Here is a 22,403-nt window from a genome sequence, read left to right as displayed (position 1 = left end):
CCCGCGCTGGCGGACTCAAGTTGTGGCGGTGATGTCCGAAACAGCGTGAACGAATGCCAACACGGGCGGGCAGCCGACAGCGCGGCGTAGCCCAGGCCCTGACACCATGGACAAGCAGGCACACGGGTGGGAATCGAGCGACACGCCGCAAGGCTTTGGCCGCAGCGGTGACTTTTACGTCTTGACGCGGCGCCATGGGTCCACCATGCTTGCGCGAACCCGGGTGTTGGGCGCTGTGGGGTGCAGGCGCTCGAACCATGCCCGGTGACCCCTCCATGACCCAAGCCACGCACGAGACCGATCCCGACCGCCCGGCAGTGCTGGACGCCCAGGCCCTGGCGGGCCTGACCATGCTCGACCCCACGGGCGCCAACAAGCTGGTGCAGCGCGTGCTCAGCACCTACCAGGCTTCGCTGGGCCGGCTGCTGCAGCAGATCGACGACGGGCGCCAGCGCGCCGACCACGCCGCCGTGAGGCTCGCGGCGCACACCCTAAAATCCTCGTCGGCAAGCATTGGTGCGCTGGATCTTTCGCGTCTGTGCGCGACGGCCGAGCAAACCATCCGCGAAGGGCAGCTCGATGCGCTGCCCACCATCGTGGACAGCCTGCAGTCCGAAGCCCGGCGCGTGGCCTTGGCCGTGCAAGCGATGCTGTCTGCCTGAGCCCACCGACTTCATGATCCTGCCGCACGCCTTCGACACTGACGACTCGCCAGAGCGGCCGAAGGTGCTGCTGGTCGACGACGACGAGGTCAACCTGATGTTGACCGCCGTCGCGCTGCGCGAACGCGGCTTCGAGATCACCGAGGCCGGCAGCGGCGAACGCGCACTCGCGCTGCTGACCGACTGGACGCCCGACATCATCGTGCTCGACGCGATGATGCCCGGGCTCGATGGTTTCGACACCTGCCGCGAGCTGCGCACCTTCGCCGGCTTCGAGAACATGCCGGTGTTGATGCTGACCGGCCTGGACGACGACGCTTCCATCACCCGCGCCTACCAGGCCGGCGCGACGGACTTCTTCGTCAAGTCCACCCAATGGAGCCTGCTGGCCGGCCGGCTGCGCTACCTGCTGCGCAGCTCGCGCACGCGGCAGGAGCTCGAGCGCAGCAAGACCAAGCTGGCGCGCGCGCAGGACCTGGCACGCATGGGCAGCTTCGACTGGCGGCGCCCGAGCGGCAGCTCGCCGGGCGGGCTGGTGCTGGCGCCCGAGGGCCTGCGCGTGTTCGGCTTCATGCCCAACGAGCGCGTGTCGCTGCGGCGCCTGCTGCGCATGGTGCCGGCGCCCGAGCGCCGCGGCATGGCGCGCGTGCTGCACGAGGTGCTGACCTACGCGTCGGTGCTGGCGATCGACGTGCCGGTCACCTTGCTGGACGGGCGCCAGCGCATCGTGCACGTCGAGGCCGAGCCCGAGTTCAACGAGCATGGCCATTCGGTCGGCTACACCGGCATCGTGCAGGACGTGACCGACCGCCGCGTCGCCGAAGACCGCATCCGCCACCTGGCCAACTTCGACGCGCTCACCGGCCTGCCGAACCGCCGCCAGCTGATCTGGCGCACCGAGCGCGCACTGGACCATGCGCGGCGCCTGGGCCACCAGGCCGCGCTGCTGCTGATCGACCTCGACCGCTTCAAGGTCATCAACGACACGCTCGGCCATGCCGCCGGCGACGAACTGCTGGTCGAAGTGGCGCGCCGCCTGCGCGGCTGCGTGCGCCATTCCGACCAGGTGATGGAAGGCGCGCTCGAATCGGTGGGCTCGCGTTCGCACCGCACGCTGGAAGCGGTCGGCCGCCTGGGCGGCGACGAGTTCATCGCGCTGCTGCCCGAGGTGGTCGACGAGAGCGATGCCGAGCGCGTGTCGCAGCGCATCCTCGATGCGATGCGCGAGCCGATCTTCGTCGGCGGCCAGGAATGCTTCGTCACCGCGTCGGTCGGCATCGCGATCTATCCGCGCGACGGCCTCTCGGTGGCCGACATGATGCGCAACTCCGACGTCGCGATGTACTCGGTGAAGTCGGCCGGGCGCAACTCGTCGGCGATCTACAGCCCGCAGCTGGCCGGCCGTGGTCGCGAGAAGCTGGAGCTGGAAAGCGCGCTGCACAAGGCCATCGAGCGCAACGAGCTGGTGCTGCACTACCAGCCGAAGATCGACGTGCGCTCGGCGCGCATGGTCGGCGCCGAGGCGCTGATGCGCTGGCAGCGCGGCAACACGCTGGTGCCGCCGGGCGACTTCATCCCGCTGGCCGAGGAAACCGGGCTGATCGTGCCGCTCTCGGAATGGGCGCTGCGCGAGGCGGCGCGCCAGGCCAAGGCCTGGGGCGTGAGCTTCGGCTTCGCCGATTCCATTGCGGTGAACCTGCCGAACCGGCTGTTCGAGCGCTCGGACCTGGTCGAGCACATCCACCAGTCGGTGTCGACCTACGGCGTGCCGCACCGTTCGATCCAGCTCGAGATCACCGAGACGGGCCTGATGAAGGACCTGCAGAACGTGATTCCGGCGCTGCACCGGCTGAACGAGATCGGCGTCGAGATCTCGATCGACGACTTCGGCACCGGCTACTCGTCGCTCGCCTACCTGACGACCCTGCCGATCTCGGAGCTGAAGATCGACCGCAGCTTCGTGCGCGAGCTGGGCATCACGCCGCAGAGCTCGGCCGTGGTCACCGCGATCATCGCGCTGGCGCGGTCGCTCGGTTTGCGCGTTATCGCCGAGGGCGTGGAGAACCTGCGCCAGATGGAAGTGCTGCACCGCCTGGGCTGCGGCGTGATGCAGGGCTTCCTGTTCAGCCGCCCGATCCCGCCCGACGACATCGAGAAGTGGCTGCAGCAGACCGTGCTGCCGCGCAAGGCGCCCTGGATCGCGCAGGCAGGCGGCGATCGCGCGCCGGACCCGGCCCGTTCGGCGGGTCTCCGCCCCTGATCATGACGACCCCGGCCGCCTGGCGGCCGCCCCCGAGGGGCTGACCAAACCCAACCGGGCAACCCGGATCGGGTTTGGCCCTTCCGAAACGACCGCGCTCCCCTGGCCGCTGAAGCGGCCTGTCCCCTGCCGGGGATCGGCGCGACACTTGCTGACCATGGACGCAAATCGCAGTACCGCCGCTCAGACCCCAGCGCTCCTGGCCAAGGGCGCGCTGCGCCGGCTGGCCCTGTCCAAGCTCGAGCCGACACCGGCCAACTACGCCCGCTGCTATGCCGAGGAAGCCGGCGAAGCGCCGCCGACCGAAGGGGCCCTGCCGGCGCGGGCGAAGCCGCTGGTCGAGCGCCTGGTGGCCCGCGCGACGGACGACCCGGCCCAGCGCGGTGAGCTGAGCGGCGCATTGCTCGAGGGACGCTTCGACGACCTGCAGCGCCTGCTGGAACGCAGCACCGACAGCAGCGTGGCGCAGGCCCAGGCCTGGGCCACGCTGATCGACCGGCTGGCGCGCGCGCTGGAGCGCGGCAGCCGGCAATGGACGCCGGCGCGCAAGAAGGAAAGCCTGCAGCGCGTGCTCGATTCCAGCCGCCGCGACGTGGCCAAGCTGCAGCAGCGCCTGCGCCAGCTGATGTCTGCGTGGGAGAGCGATGACGCCGACACGCAGGTCGAGGTCAACGAAGATGCCGACAGCGAGGTCACCAGCACGCGGCCCTGGTCCGGCCCGCTGGTGCCACCGACCCAGGCCGCGGCGCCCGCACCCACGATCGAGAAGCTCAGCCTGGACCTGTCGCCCTCGGGCGGCGGGGAGGCGGCCGCGGCCGGCATCCGCGTGGCGGCGTCGCCGGTCGACTACCGCCCGCGGGTGGTCGAGGCGCTGGAAGGCGCGGTACGCGCGGGCCTGCCGCCGGACCAGCCCCGCGCCGCCGAACTGGCCGACGAACTGGCGCAACTGGCGCAGCGCATCCAGGCCGAGGGGGCGACGCTGTCGCTGACCGAGGCGGTGGTCGAGGTCTGCCAGCGCGCGCGGCGGCTGTTCGCGCACCGGCACCACCTGGTCGAGGAACTGATGGCGCTGTGCCGCTCGCTGACCGACGGCCTGACCGAACTGGCCGAGGACGAGAGCTGGGCCCGTGGCCAGAGCCAGAGCCTGCGCGAGCGGCTGGACGAACATGCCGGCACGCGCGCGGTGCGCGCGGCGCGCGAACTGCTGGCCGACACCCGCGAGCGCCAGCGCGCGGTGCGCGGCGAGCGTGCCAAGGCGCGCGACGCGCTGAAGGCGATGATCAGCAGCATGCTCAGCGAGATCGGCGAACTGGGGCAGGTCACCGGCCGCTTCAACGACAAGGTGGCCGGCTATGCCGAGGTCATCGAGAAGGCCGACTCGATCGAGCACCTGGCCGACGTGGTGCGCGGCCTGGTCGGCGACACGCGCGCCGTGCACGAGGTGGTGGCCGCGGCGCGCCAGCGCATGAACGACGAGCACGCGCGTGCCAGCGCCCTGCAGAACCAGGTGCAGCAACTCGAAGCCGAATTGCGCCGCCTGTCCGACGAGGTGTCGACCGACGTGCTGACGCAGATCAGCAACCGCCGTGGACTGATGCAGTCCTTCGAGGCCGAGCGCGCGCGCATCGAGCGCGGCGGCGCGACCTTTGCGGTCGGCCTGATCGACATCGACAACTTCAAGAAGCTCAACGACACGCTGGGCCACGCGGCCGGCGACGTGGCTCTGAAGTCACTGGCCGCGCGCGTGAAGGAGTGGCTGCGCCCGGTGGACCATGTGGCGCGCTTCGGCGGCGAGGAATTCGTCGTGCTGCTGACGGCGACGCCGGTGGAGGAAGCTCAGCAGGTGCTGACGCGGCTGCAGCGCCAGCTCAGCGCGAGCCTGTTCATGCACGATGGGCGCGAGGTGTTCGTCACCTTCTCGGCCGGCGTGACGGCCTACCGTCCCGGTGAGGCGCTGGAGCTGGCGCTGGAGCGCGCCGATGAGGCCTTGTACGAAGCGAAACGCACGGGGAAGAACCGCACCTGTATCTCTTGACTCCCCCCCGGAGCGCCTGCGGCGCTTCCCCCCCGGGGGGGCGACGCCAGCGGCCCGGCAGAGCCGGTTCCGCGGCGCCCGCTGGGGCAGTCGGAGCAACTGCCGCAGCCCGAAGCGGCCACTGGCTTGCCCGTGAGCCGGGCGCGCCAGGTGGCGGGCAGCAGGAGGGTCCACACCACGTAGGCCAGCGCGGCGAGCACCAGCACGAGAACGATCAGTTGCTGCAGCATGGCATCAGGCTCCTAACCACAATGTGACGCGGTAGGTGACGAAGGCGGCGGCGTAGGCCAGCGCGAACAGGTAGGCCGCCATGACCACCGGGTAGCGCCAGCTGTTGGTCTCGCGGCGCACCGCCACCAGCGTCGAAATGCATTGCGGCGCGAACACGTACCAGGCCAGCAGCGAGAAGGCGGTGGCCAGCGACCAGCTGTGCGCGATCACCGGCGACAGGCTTTCGGCCACCGCGTCGCCGGCCGCCGACAGCGCGTACACCGTGCCCAGCGCGCCCACCGCCACCTCGCGCGCAGCCAGGCCCGGCACCAGCGCGATCGAGATCTGCCAGTTGAAGCCGATCGGCGCGAACACCACTTCGAGTGCGCGGCCCAGCATGCCGGCCAGGCTGTACTGGATGGCCGGTCCGGTGGCGCCGGCCGGCGGCGACGGCCAGGTGGACAGGAACCACAGCAGCACCATCAGCGCGAAGATGATCGTGCCGACCCGCTGCATGAAGATGCGGGCACGCTCCCACAGCCCGAGCATCAGGTTGCGCAGGCCCGGCAGCCGGTAGGGCGGCAGCTCCAGCATCAGCGGCTGGTAGCGGCTCTTCAGCCACGCGCGCTTGAACACCCAGGCCACCGCACAGGCCGACAGCACGCCCGCGGCGTACAGCGCGAAGAGCGTGAGCCCACGCAGGTTGAAAGGGCCCAGCGCACGGTCCGGCACGAAGGCGCCGATCAGCAGCGCGTACACCGGCAGCCGCGCCGAGCAGGTCATCAGCGGCGCGATCATGATGGTGGCCAGCCGGTCACGCCAATTGGCGATGGTGCGGGTGGCCATCACGCCCGGCACGGCACAGGCGAAGCTGGACAGCAGCGGGATGAAGGCGCGGCCCGAGAGGCCGACTTTGCCCATCGCGTTGTCCAGCAGGAAGGCCGCACGCGGCAGGTAGCCCGAATCCTCCAGCACCAGGATGAAGAAGAAGAGGATCAGGATCTGCGGCAGGAACACCAGCACGCTGCCGGCGCCGGCGATCGCACCGTCGACCAGCAGGCTGCGCAACGGGCCATCGGCCATGTGGCCCTGGACCAGCGTGCCCAAGCCGGCCATGCCGGCCTTGATCTGGTCCATCGGCCAGGTGGCCCACGAGAACACCGCCTGGAACACGACGAACAGCAGCGCGGCCAGGATCACCAGGCCCCACACCGGGTGCAGCAGCACGGCATCGAGCCGCAGGTTGAAGCGCTGGCTGTGCAGCGCGGCGGGTGCCGCTGCGGCCAGCAGGCGCCGCACTTCGCGCTGCAGCGTGGCGGCATCGGGCGCCGGGCCGGTGGCCGCAGGCCCGCCGGCCGGCAGCGGGTGCTGCTGCAGCTGCGCCAGCAGCCGGGCATGGCCATCGTGCTTGACCGCGACCGTCTCGACGACCGGGCAGCCGAGTTCGCGCGCCAGGGCCGGCACATCGATGGCAAGGCCGCGCGCCCGCGCGACATCGGCCATGTTCAGCGCCACGATCATCGGCCGGCCCAGGCGCTTGAGTTCCAGCACCAGGCGCAGGTTCATGCGCAGGTTGGTGGCATCGACCACCGCGACGATGGCATCGGGCGCCGCCTCGCCAGGGCGCCGACCTTCGATGACATCGAGCGTGACCTGCTCGTCCGGCGTCGCCGGCTTCAGGCTGTAGGCACCCGGCAGGTCGATCACCTGCAGGCTGCGGCCATCGGCCAGCCGGGCGGTGCCGATCTTGCGCTCGACCGTGACCCCCGCGTAGTTCGCCACCTTCTGGCGCGCGCCGGTCAGCAGGTTGAACAGTGCGGTCTTGCCGCAGTTCGGGTTGCCGACCAGCGCGATGCAGCGCAGCGCGTCCGGGCTGGCGGGCAGGGCGGTGGCGGCAGACACGGCGGGGCTTCTTGTTCAGGCCGCGGCCAGGGCCTCGGCGTCCTGCGTCACCTCGACGCAGCGGGCTTCCAGCAGCCGAAGCGCCAGCATCGTGTCGCCCACCAGCACGGCCAGTGGCTCCCGGCCGCCCGGACCGCGGCGGATCAGCTGCACAGGCTCGCCCGGCAGAAAACCCAGTTCCCCCAGGCGCTGCAATTGCTGCGCATCCAGACCGTCAGCCGGCGATCGCAGTTGGCGCACCAGGGCGCGGGCACCCAGGGGCAGATCGGCAAGCAGCAAGGTCATGACGGGGGTGGCAAAGCAAATCTAAATGAGATTCTCTCTCATTTAGGTCGCGAGTGGTGAACGACTGATGTGAACAATCGGTCATTCGTCAGGGTCTTCGGCCAGCAGCCGGTCCACCACCGACAGCAGGCGCTGCATGTCCAGCGGCTTGACCACGTAGTCGACGAAGCCGGCCTGTTCGGCCCGTTCCAGGTCGGCGTGCATCGCGTTGGCGCTGACCGCCACCACCGGGATGTCCCAGGTGTGCGGGCTGGCGCGCAGCCGGCGCATCACCTCGAAGCCGTCCATCTCGGGCAGCTGGATGTCCAGCAGCACCAGGTCGGGCCGGGCCTGCGCGGCCATGGCCAGGCCCACGCCGGGCAGGCCGGCGATCAGCAGGCGGATGCCCGGCCGCTGCGCCAGCATGCCTTCCATCAGCACCTGGTTCACCGGGTTGTCCTCGATGTACAGCACGGTGCGGGTGCTGCGGCCAGCCGGTGGCAGCAGCGGAGCCGGCGCGGTCACGGCATGCGAAACCACCGGCGCCACCGCGGCCGGGGGCGGCGGGCTGGGGCCGGCCACGGCCTCGGCCTGCATCAGGCGCACCCAGAAGGTGCTGCCAACGCCCAGCGTGCTGTGCACGCCGATCTGGCCGCGCATCAGGTCGACCAGCCACTTGCTCAGGGCCAGGCCGATGCCGGTGCCTTCGACCGCCGAACGCTCGGCGTCCAGGCGTTCGAAGGCCTGGAACAGCCGCTCACATTGGGCGCTGGTGAGACCGGGGCCGCTGTCGCGCACCTCGATGCGCGTGGCCTGCGGCAGTTCCGGATCGACCTGCCAGGCCAGTTCGACGCTGCCGCCTTCGCGGTTGTACTTGATCGCGTTGGACAGCAGGTTCAGCAGCACCTGCTTCAGCCGCGTCGGATCGGCCTGGACCAGCTTCGCCGGCGCGCCGGCCGGTCGCACCTGCAGGCGGATGCGACGGTCCGCCGCCATCGGCTGCACCAGCCGCAGGCAGTCGCCAACCAGCTCGGCCAGGTCCACCGGGGCCAGGTGCAGGTGCAGGGTGCCGGCCTCGATGCTCGCCAGGTCCAGCACCTCGTTGATCAGGCTCAGCAGGTGGCGCCCGCCGCGCATCAGTTCCTGCACCCGGCCGCGCTGCGCGGGGCTCAGCGGGTCCTGCCGGTCGGACTCCAGCAATTGCGCGAAGCCGAGCACCGCGTTCAGCGGCGTGCGCAGCTCGTGCGACATGCGCGAGAGGAATTCCGATTTCGCGCGGCTGGCGCGCTCGGCCTCGTCCTTGGCGGCGATCAGCGCCGCTTCGGCGGCCTTGCGCTCGGTGATCTCCCAGCCGTAGCCGATGAAGCCCTCGAAGCGGCCTTCGCTGCTGAAGCGCGGGATGCCGTTGTCGACGATCCAGCCCCAGCCGCCGTCGGCACGCTTCAGGCGGAACTCGATGTCGTAGGCCACGTGTGCCGCCGCTGCCGCATCGAAGGCCACGCGGCAGCGCAGGTAGTCCTCGGGGTGCATGCGCTCGGTCCAGGTCGCGGCCAGCTCCGCTGCCATGTCGCGCCCGGTGTACTGCAGCCAGCGCTGGTTGAACCAGATCGGGCGGGCATCGGCGCCCGACTGCCAGATCAGCGCCGGCGCCGCGTCGGCCATCGTGCGGAAGCGCGATTCGCTTTCGCGCAGCGCCTGCTGCGCCTGCACGCTGGCGGTGACGTCGGTGTAGGTGCGCACCACACTGCCGTCGTCGGCGAAATGGGTCTGCACATCCAGCACCACGCCGTCGCGCCGCGTGCGCTGGTAGCGCGCCGCCAGCGACTGGCTGTCGCCGCCGAGGAAGCGCCGCAGCCCTTCGCGACCCGGTTCGGCCATCGCCGACAGGTGGGGCCCGAATTGCCCGTGCTCGACCTGGTAGCGGGTGATGTCCTGCAGGGTGGGCCGGCCCTGCATCAGCGATTCCGGAATCTCCAGCAGCTCGAGGCAGCGGTGGTTCCAGGTGGTGATATGGCCCTGCGCATCGATGCTCAGCACGCCTTGCGACAGGCTCTGCAGCGTGACCTCCAGCGCGCGCGACTTCTGCGCCAGCAGCTCGCCGGTCTGGCGGATCTGCTGCTCGGCGCGCTTCTGCGCGCTGATGTCGGAGAACATGCCGACCGCGCCGATCTTGCGACCCGCGGCATCGAAGGTGGGGGTGGCGTTGTTGAAGCAGTGCACCGGGCTGCCGTCGGCGCGGCGCAGCGTGATCTCGTAGCCGCCGGTATGGCCCTGGGCGCGCAGCACGGTCTGGCGGCGGAAGATCTCGGCATTGGCCTCGTCGACGAACTCGAAGATGTTGCGCCCGAGCAGCCGGTCCAGCGTCAAGCCCAGCATGCGGCACATCGCGGGGTTGGCATCGGTGGTGCGCAAGGCGTTGTCGATGAACCAGAAGCCCTGCTGCGTGCGCTCCAGCAGCAGCGTGAGCATGCGCTGGTTGTCGGCCATGGCCGCTTCGGTGGCGCGGCGCTCGGTGACGTCGGCATACAGCAGCACCATCCCGCCATCGGCGGTGAAGCTGCGCCGCATCTCGATGATGCGGCCGTCGGGTCGCAGGTGGTGCAGCGCGCTGGGCCGCTCGTCGCGCAGGGCCAGGAAGCAGCGCTGGGCCTCGCCCTCGGGGTCGTGGCTGCCGAACTCGCCGCTGCGCGCCAGCAACTGCATCAGCGCCAGCAGCCCGAGGCCGACGCGCAGCTGCCCGGCCTGCAGCCGGCTGGCGCCGAGGAAGCGGTCGTTCCAGGCCGTCAGCCGCAGGTGCGCGTCGAACACGCAGACGCCTTCGCCGCTGTCGTCGAACATCAGCCGCAGCAGCGGCGCGCTGTCCTGGAAGTCAGGTGGCGAACTGGGCGCGTTGCGAGACGCCTCGGTCATCCCGGCATTCTGCCGCCGGGCGTCGCGGCCGTGGGTGCGGAATCAGCTGTAGGCCAGGCCCGTTTGCACGAGTCCGGCCAGATCGATGTTCGCCAGGTTGAGTTCCTGCTCGGCGGCCAGCAGGGCCAGCGTGGCCGGGGTGTAGCTGCCGTCGTCGAGCAGGCTGGTGTACAGCGCCAGCGCGTCGGGCCCCGGCCCGGTGCCGACCAGGTTGGTGTAGAGCAGATTCACCACGTCGGCCGACGTGGCGTTGGCGCCCAGCCGGGCATCGAGCGCCAGCTGCATCAGCGCCTCGTAGCTCATGCCACCGTCACGCAGGCCGAGACCGATGCCGACATAGGCCGCCTCGTGCACCGATGCAGGGCCGAACACCACGCCGAGGATGCGGGCCACGTCGCCGGCGTTGCCACCCAGGTCCAGCGCCAGCTTGCCATCGGCGAACTGCAGGCGCTCGATGCCATGCAGCACATCGCGGCCTTCGCTGCCGAGCGAGTCCGACACGGCCCAGCCGTTGGCCAGGGGCATCAGCGCGTAGCCCGCGCGGGCGCCGGTGTACAGCGCGGTGTCGATGCCGTCGCCGCCATCGAGCACGTCGTCGCCGCCGCCGCCGCCCAGCCGGTCGTCGCCGGGTCCGCCGCTCAGCGCTTCGGCGGTGGCGCTGCCCTGGAGCGTGTCGGCACCATCGCTGCCGCGAAGCAGTGGCAGCGCCTTGGCCTGCAGCCGGTAGGCGCCCATGCCGGTACTGAAGTCGGCGGCACTGACGTAGTAGCGTCCGCTGGCGGTGGGCGCGAAGTTCAGCTGGGCATTGCCCTGGCCGCCACCATCGTTGTCGAAGGTGATCAGCTCGCCGCCGCCATTGAACAGCAGCAGATAGGGATCGACCAGGCCATCGGTCGAGCGCTGCAGGTCGATGGTGTAGTAGTTGCCGGCCGTCAGGTCGACCGCGAACATGTCGCTGTCGGTCGGCGCGCTGATAACGCCGAAGATGAGCGAGCCGGTGGTCAGCAGCACGCCGGGGGTGTCGGTGGAGGCCGGGTAGTCGTCGGTCGGCCTGGAGGCCGAGATGTTGTAGTTGCCGGTGTGCTCGGCGTTGTCCGAGGCGGCAACGTAGTAGGTGCCGCTGACCGAGGGCGTGTAGTACAGCTGGGCATTGCTGCCGGTGCCGCTGTCGTCGTCGTAGCCCAGCAGTTCCAGCCCGGGCAGCGGGCCGTACAGCACCAGGTAGGGGTTCAGCGCGGCGCTGGCGGCCAGCATGTCGAAGCGGTACAGGGTGCCTCTCACGAGGTCGACCTTGAACATGTCGCCGTCGTTGGCGGCGTCGATGCGCGCGCCGACGATGCTGCCCGTGGTGCGCAGCACGCCGGTGGTGTCAACGCTCATCGGGTAGTCGTCGCCGGCGATCGGCGCGACCGTGCTGAAGTTCCACGCGCTGTTGCCGCCGAGTCCGGTGAAGGCATTGCCTGCCGCGTCCCGGAAGGCGCCGCCGTCGATCGTCACCGTGTAGCTGGCCCCGCTGGCGAAATCCGCCGTCGGGTCGATCGTGACCACGTTGCCCTGGATCCGGACCTGCTGGCCGTCGCCGACCGGGATGGCGATCGAAGCCTGTCCGGCGCGCTGCAGCACGATGTTGCCGCTGCCGGCGACCACCGCCTCGTCGAAGTCGATCTCGAGCGCGGCCTTCAGGGCCACCTTGGTGGCGTCGTCAGCCGGGCTCAGGCTGACGATGCGCGGCGCGGTGTTGTCCACCGCCGAGCTGCTGAAGTTCCAGCTCGCGCTGTCGTTCCAGCCGGCAAAGGGGTTGCCGGCCAGGTCGGCCACGGCGCCCGGTCCCACCGTCAGGTAGAAGCCGCGGCTGGCCGGCAGGTTGGCCGCGGGGTCAATCGTCAGCGTGTTGCCGCTGAACTGCAGCTGCTGCGTGTCGCTGCTGGCGATGCTGCGCCACAGCGTGCCGTCGCTGAAGTGGATCTCGATCGCGCCGCTGCCTGCGCGCACCGGCTCGTTGAAGCTGATCACCAGGTTCGCGCCGACGCTGATCGGTCCGCCGCCATCCACCGGGTTCAGGCTCTGCAGCAGCGGCGCGGTGGTGTCGGCACCGGGCACCAGGTCGGTCAGCAGGCGCGTGAGGTCGGCAAAGCGGAAGCGCTCGACGTTCGTCACGCGGTCGATGCCGCTCGGCCCGCTGAGCGTGACGGTGCCACCCGAGACACTGATGCTGTACAGCGCCGCGACGCCATCGAACACCGCGGTGTCGGCGCTGCCATCGCCGCCGTCGATGAAGTCGTTGCCGGCACCACCGATCAAGGTGTCGTCGCCGGCCAGGCCGTAGAGCTCATCGTTGCCGCTGCCGCCGACCAGCTGGTTCGACGCGGCATTGCCGGTGATCACGTCGTTGCCGCCACCGCCCACCGCGTCCTCGATCACCGTGTCGTAGCTGATCGCGATGTTGTTCGTCAGGTCGTTGGTCGATGAAAAGCCGCCGCCGCGCAGGTCGATGCGGCTGGGCGTGTTCCAGCCGCTCAGGTTCAGCGTGTCCTGGCCGCCCGAATCGAAGATCGTCAGCACCGGGTGGGCGTTCTGCGTGAAGTCGTAGATCGCCGCGGTGCTGCCGCTGACGTTGCTGCCGAAGCCGTAGACGGTGTTGCCGGTGCGCGTGGTCGTCGAGGCGCCGTAGATCGACTGGATCGCCGCCACGTCATTGAGCATCGGCGTCTGCGGCGAGTAGCTGGTGCCCGCGGCATCGGTCCAGTCCGCCTGCATCACGTCGGGCGAGTACAGGGCCGCCGCATCGCGCGGGCCGAAGTACGACATCACCGACAGCACGCTGGAATCCTGGTACGACGAAGGCGTCCAGCTGCCCTCGCCGTCGTAGTCGCCCATGTGGTCCAGCCCGAGCGTGTGGCCGATCTCGTGGATCACCGCCATGTAGCCGTACTGGCCGAGCACCAAGCTCACCAGATCGGGCTCGGTGACGTTGAACCACGCGCTGCCGTAGTCGAGCTGCCGGCACTGACGCGCTGCATGTTCGGCGCGATCAGTTCGTCCCAGCTGGTCAGCGCCAGCGTCATCATCGCCTGCTGCGTGGCGTTGACGGCGCGAAAGCCCGCGCCTTCACCGCCGGCGTAGAGGCTGCCGGCATCGGTGGGAAAGGCGTAGGTGATCGTGCTGCCCGACCACTTGTTGCCGGTGTTCAGCTGCGCAATGACCTGCGCCAGCGTCCAGTTGGCGATCGACACGGCTTGGAGTCCTCCCGATGGGCTCGATGCGGCCCTGGGGCCTGGATTCTGCCCGTCCAGCGTGGCGCGGATTGCGTTGTGCCAGCCATTCCGGGCGCGGGCGTGCGGTCGGGCACGGCCTCGGTAGACTGCTGAGGATGGTCCGCTCCTCGCCTGTCTTCTCCGATTCCCGCCCCGAGCATTGGGAGGCCGACGCCGGTGACGGCGATGTGGCGCAGCTGCTGGTACCCGAAGACCTGCAGCGCGAGCGCCGCTTCGAGATCTTCTGCTCGCTGGCGGTCGACGGTGGCGGACGCGCGGGCGCGTGGCATGCGATGCGCGTGCTGGTGAACGGCGCGCAGCAGTGGCAGCGGCGCGAGGCCACGCAGCCGGGCGGCCGCGATTCGCTGGACTACCGCTTCCGGCGCGTGCTGCCGGCCGGCGAGGCGCTGCGCATCGTCGTGACGACGCAGGTGCACCAGGCGCGCCGCCTGGGCCTGCGCGTCACGGCCGACGAGGACTGACGCCCGGTGCCGCAGCGGCCGCCTCAGCGGCGGCGCACCATTTCCATCACCGCGTCGGCGAACATGGCCGGCACCTCCTGCGGCATGTTGTGGCCCACGCCGGGCACCCAGCGGTGCTCGCGCGGGCCGGTGAAGCGGTGGCCGTGCTGGCTGGCATCGGCCGGCGGGCGCACGCCGTCGTCGATACCGTCGAAAGTGAGCGTCGGCACGGTGATCGTGGGCTGCAGCGCCAGCCGTGCCTCGATGGCCGCGTAGGCCGGGTCGCCCGGCACCAGGCCGAAGCGATGCCGGTAGGACTGGATCGCCACCGCGACGAAATCCGGGTTGTCGAAGGCCAGCGCGCTGCGCTCGAAGGTGGCGTCGTCGAAGGCCCAGGTCGGCGACCACAGCTGCCACAGCAGCCGGCACACGCCGCGCCGGTCCTGCGCCAGCCCGCGTTCGCCGCGTTCGCTGTGGAAGTAGTACTGGTACCACAGGCGGTGCTCGTTCTCGGGCCGGTCGGGCACCATCGCGCGGGCGATGTCCTGGATGTTGTAGCTGTTGAAGCTGACCAGCCCCGCACAGCGCTCGGGCCACAGCGCGGCCACCACGCAGGCCGCGCGGCCGCCCCAGTCGTAGCCGGCCAGCACCGCGCGCGGGATCTGCAGCGCGTCCAGCAGGGCCAGCAGGTCGGCGCCCAGCGCGGCCTGTTCGCCGGAGCGCGGCGTGGCAGCCGACAGGAAGCGCGTCGGCCCGAAGCCGCGCAGGTAGGGCACGATCACGCGGCAGCCTTGCGCCGCCAGGCGCGGCACCACCTCGGCATAGGCATGGATGTCGTACGGGAAGCCGTGCATCAGCAGCACCGGCGGGCCCTCGGTCGGACCGGCCGCGTGGTAGGCGATGTTCAGCACGCCGGCGTCGACGTGCTGCAGCGGTTCGAGGCGGTTCATCGCGCGAGCGTAGCCCAAGGCCCCGGCCTGCCTGAACGGTGGCGCCCCTGATGCAGCCAGGGTCGGCCTCCAGCGGTTAAGGTCCGCGCCGCCCTACTGTCGGGGCGACAACCGACACGGAACCATCACATGAACAAGACGATGCGCCTCCTCCCCCTGCTGGCCGCACTGGCGGCCGGCTTCGCGCTGCTGCCCGCGGCCCAGGCCGCTGCGCCGATGGTCAAGACCCAGGCGCCGGGCTTCTACCGCATGATGCTCGGCGACTTCGAGATCACCGTGCTGAACGACGGCACCGTGAACCTGCCCATGCACCAGCTGCTTACCAACACCACGCCGGAGAAGGTGAACGCCGATCTGGCCCGCAGCTTCCTGCGCAGCCCGCTGGAAACCTCGGTCAATGCCTTCCTCGTCAACACCGGCAGCAAGCTGGTGATGATCGACAGCGGCGCGGGCAGCCTGTTCGGGCCCACGCTCGGCAAGCTGCAGGCGGCGATCAAGGCCGCCGGCTACCAGCCCGAGCAGATCGACGAGATCTACATCACCCACATGCATGGCGACCATGTCGGCGGGCTGACGGCCGGGGACAAGCCGGCCTTCCCGAATGCGGTGGTGCGCGCCGACAAGCGCGATGCCGAGTTCTGGCTCAGCAGCGCGGTGATGGACAAGGCGCCCGAGGCCGCCAAGGGCGGCTTCAAGGGCGCGATGGCGATGATCGGGCCCTACCAGGCGGCCGGCCGCTTCAAGCCCTTCGACGGCGACACCGAGCTGGTGCCCGGCGTGAAGGCGCTGGCCAGCTACGGCCACACGCCCGGCCACACGGTCTACGCGATCGAGAGCAAGGGCGAGAAGCTGATGCTCTGGGGCGACCTGATGCACGTGGCCGCGGTGCAGTTCGCGCAGCCGGCGGTGACGATCCAGTTCGACAGCGATTCGGCCGCCGCCGCCGAGCGCCGCGCCAAGGCCTATGCCGAGGCGGCGGCGCAGGGCTACTACGTCGGCGCCGCCCACCTGTCGTTCCCGGCGCTGGGGCGGCTGCGCGCCGAAGGCAGCGGCTACACCTTCGTGCCGGTGAACTACCGCGCGGTGCCCTGACCGCGGCCGGCAGCGCCGCCGCAGGCCTAATTCATCCGCAGGCCTACTTCAGCCGCACCAACGGACAGGCCATGGCCTGGCTCATGTCGCCCTTGAGCCAGCTGTCGCGATCGGGATAGCCCACGGCCTCCCAGCCTTCATCGGCAGCGGCCGGGCTGCCCGTGTGGCGCAGCTCGATCAGTGCGTAGTGGCAGCCGGCGGGCCGCTGCGCCAGCTGGAACACGGTGCGCTGCAGGCCTTCCTGCGGCGCCGGGGTTTCGGCGCTGTAGGCCAGGTTCGTGCAGCGGCTGAACGAGCTGCGCCAGCTCGGCGCCTGCCGGCGGATGTCTAGCCGCCCGTTGCGGGCGCGGCTGGCTCGTCATGGGGCCGACATCAGCTGGAGGCAATGGTCGAGCTTGGCCTTGTACTTCGGATCGCCTACGTTGTACTTCTGCGCCGCGAAGGTGGTGGTGCTCGCCACGGACTGGAATTGGGCGATGGCCGCTCGCATCGGCAGATAGGCGGTGCCGGCCAGCAGGTTGGCCGCAGGGGTCGATGCGCCGGCCTGGATCGTGGTGCGCTGCGTGCTCGTGTGGATCGGCTCGCCGCCTTCACTGTTGCCCGGCAGTGCGCTCGGGCCCGGGTCACCGGGGTTGCCGGTCTGCAGCGGCCGGGTCTTCCAGGCGGCATTGGTGGGCCCGCCGCTCTCGACCCGCACCATGGCCTTGATCAGCCGCCAGTCCAGGGTGGGGCCGGCGATGCCCGGCTTGGCCAGGCGCTGGCTGAACTCCGGCGGCTACTGGATCAGGCGCACTTCCACGCGGCGGTTCTCGGCTGCCTCGGGCTGCTGCGGGTTCAGCAGCTCGCTGGGGCCCTTGCCCTCGGCCGTCAGGCGCTCGGCCGGGATGCCCTGCTGCATCAGGTAGGCCACCACCGTGTCGGCGCGGGCGCGCGAGAGCTTCATGTTCAGCTCCATCGGTCCCTTGGCGTCGGTGTGGCCGACCACCTGGTAGCGGTATTCCTTCAGCGTCTCGCTCTTCAGCGCATCGGCCAGGCGGTCGAGCTTGGGCAGGTCGCGCGGGATCACCTGCGCCGAGCCGAAGTCGAAGCCGACCTGCATCGAGGCCTTGCTGCGGTTGGCCTGCGAGGCGCCGACGATCGCGATGCCGCGGGTGCGCTCGGCGGGCTTCAGCGCATCGACCAGCTCCTTGACCTCGGGCGTGCGGTTGCCGAAATCGGTGGCCAGCGCGGCGGCGCTGCACAGGCCCAGCGCCAGGGTCAGCGCGACGAAAATCGAGGAACGTGCCATGTGTATCTCCAACGTGCGTCGCCGCATACCAGCATGCGGCGTGAACATCAGCGAATGATGAAGTCCGCCGGCTGAATCGACAGTGTCTTTGGACACCCTGCGCCGCCGCTCGTGCAATCGGACACGCCTAGCAGGCGCAAGGGCTGGCCTTCGGCGAAGGCACGCACGGCATCCTTCAGCGCCAGGCCCTGCTTCAGGCTGGGCGGCAACTTCAGGGGCTCGGGGCTGAGCACCGCGATCATCCAGCTGCGGCCCTTGGGCGGCTGCGCCACGATGTCCCACTGCGGGCGGCGCGGCAGCTTCAGCGCCTGGCCGGCCTTCACGCGGTTGCTGCTGTCGTGGCTGTTCGGGAAGATCGACACCAGCCGGCCGTCCGGCGTGTCGTCCACCGCCAGCATCTGCAGCACGCCGTCGGCGGCCGGCACCACTTCGAGCGTGATCGCGTTGCCGAGCCTGGCCTCGGCCGGAGACACCCGCAGCACCACACCCTGGCCCCGCGTGGACAGGCGGGCCAGGCCGTCGAGCACGCAGGCCCAGTCGGCCTGCGCGGCGGTGCAGGCGAGGCCGGGCACGGTGTCGGCCGTCACCGGCTTGCTGGCCTCTTCCGGTGGCGCGCTGGCCGCAGCCGGCGACGCGGCCTGCGCCACCTGCGATGCGGCGCCGGACTGAGATGCAGCCAGCGCCTGCGACGCGGCGCCCCCGCCCAGGCCTGCCGTGCCGCCCTGCGGGCCCGGCGCGCCGCCGTCGCGCTGCAGGTAGACGATGGCACCGCCGATGGCGACCGCAGCGGCCACGCCCGCGCCGATCAGCAGGCCCTTGCGCCGGCCAGGATCGGGCTTGGGCGGCAGCGGGATCACCGTGGCACGGGTCTCCTCGCGCTCGGCCTCGGGCACCGCCGTTGGCGACCAGGTGACGGTGGGCGCGCCGGCGTCGGGAATGCGCGTCGGAGTGGGGTTGACGCGGGTCACGTCGTCGTCGTCGGCCACGCCTTGCGCCGTGGGCGTCAGCGGCGTGGTGGCCGGTGACGACACCGCGGTGGCGGTGGGCGTGGCCACCGCCTGCGTGCGCGACATCGGCGCCTGGCGGGTGACCCCTGGTGCGTGGTGCGCCGCGGGCAGCTGGGTCAGCGCCTCGCGCATCGCCTCGGCGCTCTGGAAGCGGTGCTCGGGCAGCACCGACATGCCCTTGTCGACCAGCGCCAGCAGCTCGGGCGAGAAGCGGCCCGCACCGCGCTCGGCAGCGGTCTGGAAGGCGGCGCCGGCATAGCGGTCCACCGCCGGCACCGGCGACTGCCGCGCGATCGCGAAGTAGGCCACGCCGCTGAGCGCGTAGATGTCGGTCCACGGGCCTTGCTTGATCGCGTCGGTGTACTGCTCGATCGGCGAGTAGCCGGGCTTGTAGATCAGCGAAGTCTGTGCATCGCTGGCCTTGCGCGTGGCGCCGAAGTCCAGCAGCACCGGCCGGCCGTCGGGCTGCAGGATGATGTTGTCGGGCGAGACATCGCGGTGCACCAGGTTCTCGCCTTCCAGCGAGTGCAGCGCATGCAGCGCGTCGAGCATGCGCAGCAGCAGCGAGACCAGCCACGGCTCGGTGACGATCTCGGGCTTGGCCAGCACCTCCTGGCGCAGCGTCTGCCCCTCGTACAGCTTCATCGCCATGAAGGCGGTGCGCTGGGCCTGGAACACGCGGTACACCGCCACCAGCGAGCCGTCGGCCCGGGTGCGTTCGTTCAGCATCGACAGCAGCCGCGCCTCGCGGATGAAGCGCGACATGCCGCTGTTGAACATCTCCACCGAATCGGCCTCGGCCGGCAGCACGTCCAGCCCTTCGCGGCGCGAGAAGCCTTGCAGGAAGTACTCCTTCAGCGCCACGCGCCGGTCGAGCATCGGCTCGTAGGCCTCGTAGACGATGCCGAAGCCGCCCTGGCCGAGCACGCGCCGGATCTCGAACTCCCCCACCACCGTGCCGGCCGGCAATGTGTCGCGCAGCGCCATCTACTTGTCCTCGGGTGTCGTGCCTGTCGTCACCGGGTCCGCCAATGTCGGGCTGCCGATGGCTTCGATGCGAAAGCCCGCCGCCGCCAGCCGCGCCAGCACGCCGCCAGGCCCGACGAGGTGGGCCGCACCGATGGCGGCGAACACCCCGTTGTCGGACAGCAGCGGCTGCAGCCGCTCGGCGAAGCGCCGGTTGCGCTCGCCGATGATGCATTGTGTCGCGCGGGCGCTGGCGTCGCGGGCCTGTGCACTGACCGGGAAGCGCGCGGCCATCTGCGTGACCAGTTCGCCGGTGCGCTGCCCGCGGTACAAGGCCAGCGCGTCGCGGTTCAGCGATTCGAAGAAGCCATCGGGCATGGCCAGAGTGTCCTTCAACAAGGCCAGCTGTTCGGCCGGCGCGATGCAATCGAAGGCGCCGAACTGCTCGCTCAGGGTTTCCAGGGACTGCACCGGCAGCCGCTGCTGCTTGGCCTGCCAGACCAGGCGGTCGTCCAGGGTCTCCAGCGTCAGCGGCGCGGCCGATTGCAGCAGCTGCGCCAGCACCCACGGGCGGTACAACTGCGGGTTGCGCAAGGCCAGGCCGGCGCGCGACAGGCGCAGGTGCAGGCGTTGCAGTTCCGCCGGGCTGAGCTGGCGCACCAGCGATTCGCCGGCCGGCAGGCGCTGCAGGCGCTCCAGCTCGGCGAGGTCGACGCTGCCGGGTGCCAGTTCCACCACCAGCCGGTTGGCCGTCTGCAGCAGCGACCAGGTGGGCGGCGGCAGTGCCAGTTCCTTTGGCTGGCCGATGTGGATGGTGCCCAGCAGGTGGCCCACCGCGCCGCTGGGGGCATGCAGGCGCCACAGGGTGCCGCGCTCGAACCGGAGCGGGTCGGCGTCCGGCGCGGCGGCAACGCGCGGCAGGGCGTCCGCCTCCGGGGGCATCGCAGCGGGGGCCGAGGCGGTGGTCAGCGGGGCCGAGGCGGCAACCACCGGTGCCGAGGCGGCCTCGGCCGCCGGCAATGGCGCCTCGGCCGCGCGTGCCGCCGCGGCCGACAGCAATGCCAGCAGCGCGGCGGCCGCGACACGCTTACTTTCTGGAATAGGCCACCAGTTCCTGCCGGTCATTCTGTTCGATCCGGCCGTTGCTCAGGCGTACATAGGTTTCGTGCGCGATGTCGGCATTGATGCCGGGCGACACCCAGATCGTGCGGTTGACCTGCGCGCCCAGGCCGACGTTGAAGCCGCGCGCTTCGATGCGGTAGGCCTCGAAGGTGCCGGCGGGCACGGTGATGGTTTCCTTGGCCGCCACCTTCACGTCGTAGCTGAAGGTGTAGGTCAAGCCGCTGGGGCGGGCCTGCTTGAAGGTGGTGCGCCAGCGGTGGCCCACCGTCAACTCGGCCGGGTAGAACTGGCGCGGCGTGCTCAGCGAACCGCGGGCGTTGCCGGTCGTGTTGCCCATCAGGTCGGAGCTCGTCTCGCCGTTGTTGTATTCGACGCGATCGGCCGCCTCGTCCACTGCCGTGACCTTCATCGTCAGCGGCCGGCTGGCCTTGGTGAACTGGTCGATCACGCGGAACTCGTAGGTATCGCCGACGCGGTAGTCGCGCCGGTGCGGATTCAGGCCCTGGAAGTAGGGTGTCGAGGCCAGGCTGACGCTGGGCAGCAGCGCCGGCTGGTTGGCAACGATGCGCTGCGTGTCGGCGGCCGAGGCCAGGCGCTCGAGCTCCTGGCGCGCGGCGTCGGCCTGCTTCTGGCGTGCTTCCGCTGCCGCGCGTTCCTCGGCCTCGGCCTTGCGCTGGCGCGCCTCGGCCTCGGCCGCGCGCTGCTGGGCCACGCGCAGCGCCTCGCGGCGGTCGGCCTCGCGCTGCTGGGCTTCGGCCTTCTGGCGCGCGGCTTCCAGGGCCTTGAGCTCGGCCGCCGCCTGGCGCTCCGCCGCCTGGCGTTCAGCGGCCAGGCGGGCGGCTTCCTTCATGGCGGCAGCCTGCCGATCACGTTCCTGGGCCTCGGCCTTCAGGCGCAGCGCGTCGGCTTCCGCCACCTTCTGGCGCGCCGCCGCACGGCGGGCTTCGTCGCCCTTGCGCAGCTCTTCTTCGAGCAGGCGGTTCAGCCTGGCCTGTGCCAGCTCGCTGGCGTTGCCGCTGGGGTAGGCGCGAATGAATTCGGTCAGGCCGGCAATGTTGTTGCTGTTGCGCACCTTGGACCAGGCGGCGAGCTCGTCCTCGAAGCGCTTCTCGAGCTCGGCATCGCTCAACTTGGCCTTGTGCTGCGGGAACATCATCACGTCCTGTTCGAGCGAGGTGCTCTCCCAGGGGATCTGCCGGCCTTCGGACTCCATTCGCACGTTCAGGCGCACGCGCTTGAAGGCGTCTTCCAGCGGCGTGTCGGGTACCGCCAGTTCGCGCACCAGGTACTTGGTGTACAGGCCGTTGCTGCCTTTGCCGTCGTAGGCCAGCTGGCCCGGTGCCGTGGCGTAGGCCAGCAGGCTGCCGGAAGGCGCATCGAAGGGGCTCAGGCCCTTGGCCGGCGGCCGGTAGGTGCCGACGAAGGGGTCTTCGCGGCAGGCGTCCAGGATCACCAGGTAGCTGCGGCCGCGCGCTTCGCTCATGAAGCGCATCAGCTCGCTGACGTCCACGGTCTGCTTCTGCACGTCGGTGGCATTGGCCACCTTGGCGTCGATGGGCACCAGGTAGTTGCGCCAATCCTGCTGCAGGCCATGGCCGGCGTAGTAGAAGACCGCGAACTTGACCTCAGGGTTCTTCAGGTGCTGGCCGAAACGGCCGATCGACTGCACCATGTCGCTGCGCGTCGAATCGATGCGCATGTCCACCTGGAAGCCGGCCTTCTGCAGCAGCTCGGCCACAGCCCGGGCGTCGTTCTTCGGGTTGGGCAGCGCCGCGGCGCCATAGGCCGAGTTGCCAATCACCAATGCCACGCGCTCGGGCCCTGCGGCGCGCACCGGAAAGGCCGGCGGCAGCGCCATCATCACTGCGCAGCCAATGGCGACGAAGCGTTGCACCCGCCTGTGCGGGCGATCGACGGGCGAAGTCATGCCAGCCTCTGCAAAACCGATGGTCAACATCGGCTGGGATTCTGGCGCGGCACCCGGGTTCACTGCGGTGCCGAAAGTCAAGTATGCGGCGAT

At 70.5% G+C, this 22,403-nt stretch carries 17 protein-coding genes; 5 read left to right on the top strand and 12 right to left on the bottom strand.

Annotation, left to right across the window (positions count from 1 at the left end; all coding sequences use genetic code 11):
• Positions 1–275 precede the first annotated feature (275 nt).
• The 3 genes from ACILR4_RS01200 to ACILR4_RS01190 all read left to right on the top strand — a co-directional run bounded on the left by ACILR4_RS01200 (position 276) and on the right by ACILR4_RS01190 (position 4,957).
• Positions 276–662, top strand: a complete 387-nt coding sequence (locus ACILR4_RS01200) for an Hpt domain-containing protein (protein ID WP_395698986.1) — start codon at positions 276–278, stop codon at positions 660–662.
• Positions 663–675: 13 nt separating this feature from the next.
• The gene (locus ACILR4_RS01195; RefSeq protein WP_395698985.1) at positions 676–2,922 is read left to right on the top strand and encodes a putative bifunctional diguanylate cyclase/phosphodiesterase; all 2,247 of its coding nucleotides are present in this window, start codon (positions 676–678) and stop codon (positions 2,920–2,922) included.
• Positions 2,923–3,079: 157 nt separating this feature from the next.
• On the top strand, positions 3,080–4,957 hold the full coding sequence (locus tag ACILR4_RS01190) for a diguanylate cyclase (protein WP_395698984.1): 1,878 nt from the start codon (positions 3,080–3,082) through the stop codon (positions 4,955–4,957).
• A 234-nt stretch (positions 4,958–5,191) separates the two neighbouring features.
• Here the strand turns inward: ACILR4_RS01190 and ACILR4_RS01185 are convergent, their stop codons facing one another.
• The 5 genes from ACILR4_RS01185 to ACILR4_RS01165 all read right to left on the bottom strand — a co-directional run bounded on the left by ACILR4_RS01185 (position 5,192) and on the right by ACILR4_RS01165 (position 13,476).
• Positions 5,192–7,069, bottom strand: a complete 1,878-nt coding sequence (locus ACILR4_RS01185) for a ferrous iron transporter B (RefSeq protein WP_395698983.1) — start codon at positions 7,067–7,069, stop codon at positions 5,192–5,194.
• Between the two features lie 15 nt (positions 7,070–7,084).
• Complete coding sequence (locus tag ACILR4_RS01180) at positions 7,085–7,354, bottom strand: ferrous iron transport protein A (RefSeq protein ID WP_395698982.1); 270 nt, start codon at positions 7,352–7,354, stop codon at positions 7,085–7,087.
• A gap of 81 nt (positions 7,355–7,435) precedes the next feature.
• The gene (locus tag ACILR4_RS01175) at positions 7,436–10,243 is read right to left on the bottom strand and encodes a PAS-domain containing protein (RefSeq protein WP_395698981.1); all 2,808 of its coding nucleotides are present in this window, start codon (positions 10,241–10,243) and stop codon (positions 7,436–7,438) included.
• Between the two features lie 42 nt (positions 10,244–10,285).
• Entirely contained in the window at positions 10,286–13,195 is a 2,910-nt protein-coding gene (locus tag ACILR4_RS01170; RefSeq protein WP_395698980.1) for an Ig-like domain-containing protein, read from the bottom strand.
• Complete coding sequence (locus ACILR4_RS01165) at positions 13,192–13,476, bottom strand: hypothetical protein (RefSeq protein WP_395698979.1); 285 nt, start codon at positions 13,474–13,476, stop codon at positions 13,192–13,194. Before ACILR4_RS01165 ends, ACILR4_RS01170 begins: the two co-directional genes overlap by 4 nt.
• 137 nt (positions 13,477–13,613) lie before the next feature.
• Between ACILR4_RS01165 and ACILR4_RS01160 the strand changes: the two genes are divergently transcribed.
• Positions 13,614–13,979, top strand: coding sequence for a hypothetical protein (locus ACILR4_RS01160; protein WP_395698978.1), 366 nt, complete (start codon positions 13,614–13,616; stop codon positions 13,977–13,979).
• A gap of 23 nt (positions 13,980–14,002) precedes the next feature.
• Here the strand turns inward: ACILR4_RS01160 and ACILR4_RS01155 are convergent, their stop codons facing one another.
• Positions 14,003–14,908, bottom strand: a complete 906-nt coding sequence (locus tag ACILR4_RS01155) for an alpha/beta fold hydrolase (RefSeq protein ID WP_395698977.1) — start codon at positions 14,906–14,908, stop codon at positions 14,003–14,005.
• A 141-nt stretch (positions 14,909–15,049) separates the two neighbouring features.
• Between ACILR4_RS01155 and ACILR4_RS01150 the strand changes: the two genes are divergently transcribed.
• Entirely contained in the window at positions 15,050–16,000 is a 951-nt protein-coding gene (locus ACILR4_RS01150) for an MBL fold metallo-hydrolase (protein ID WP_395698976.1), read from the top strand.
• 43 nt (positions 16,001–16,043) lie between these two features.
• On the opposite strand, the gene ACILR4_RS01145 is transcribed toward ACILR4_RS01150, so the two are convergent.
• The 6 genes from ACILR4_RS01145 to ACILR4_RS01120 form a co-directional block, all read right to left on the bottom strand.
• Complete coding sequence (locus ACILR4_RS01145; protein ID WP_395698975.1) at positions 16,044–16,223, bottom strand: hypothetical protein; 180 nt, start codon at positions 16,221–16,223, stop codon at positions 16,044–16,046.
• A gap of 135 nt (positions 16,224–16,358) precedes the next feature.
• The gene (locus tag ACILR4_RS01140) at positions 16,359–16,700 is read right to left on the bottom strand and encodes a hypothetical protein (protein ID WP_395698974.1); all 342 of its coding nucleotides are present in this window, start codon (positions 16,698–16,700) and stop codon (positions 16,359–16,361) included.
• A 75-nt stretch (positions 16,701–16,775) separates the two neighbouring features.
• The gene (locus ACILR4_RS01135) at positions 16,776–17,288 is read right to left on the bottom strand and encodes an OmpA family protein (protein ID WP_395698973.1); all 513 of its coding nucleotides are present in this window, start codon (positions 17,286–17,288) and stop codon (positions 16,776–16,778) included.
• 47 nt (positions 17,289–17,335) lie between these two features.
• On the bottom strand, positions 17,336–19,282 hold the full coding sequence (locus tag ACILR4_RS01130; RefSeq protein ID WP_395698972.1) for a protein kinase domain-containing protein: 1,947 nt from the start codon (positions 19,280–19,282) through the stop codon (positions 17,336–17,338).
• Complete coding sequence (locus ACILR4_RS01125; protein ID WP_395698971.1) at positions 19,283–20,386, bottom strand: TraB/GumN family protein; 1,104 nt, start codon at positions 20,384–20,386, stop codon at positions 19,283–19,285.
• Entirely contained in the window at positions 20,349–22,310 is a 1,962-nt protein-coding gene (locus ACILR4_RS01120; protein WP_395698970.1) for a caspase family protein, read from the bottom strand. Before ACILR4_RS01120 ends, ACILR4_RS01125 begins: the two co-directional genes overlap by 38 nt.
• Positions 22,311–22,403 lie beyond the last annotated feature (93 nt).

It is taken from the genome of Aquabacterium sp. (assembly GCF_044226965.1).
In the GTDB taxonomy this organism is placed as follows: Bacteria; Pseudomonadota; Gammaproteobacteria; order Burkholderiales; family Burkholderiaceae_C; genus Pseudaquabacterium.
Note: the sequence above shows the minus strand (reverse complement) of the source record. Positions and strands in the feature narration are given on the sequence as shown.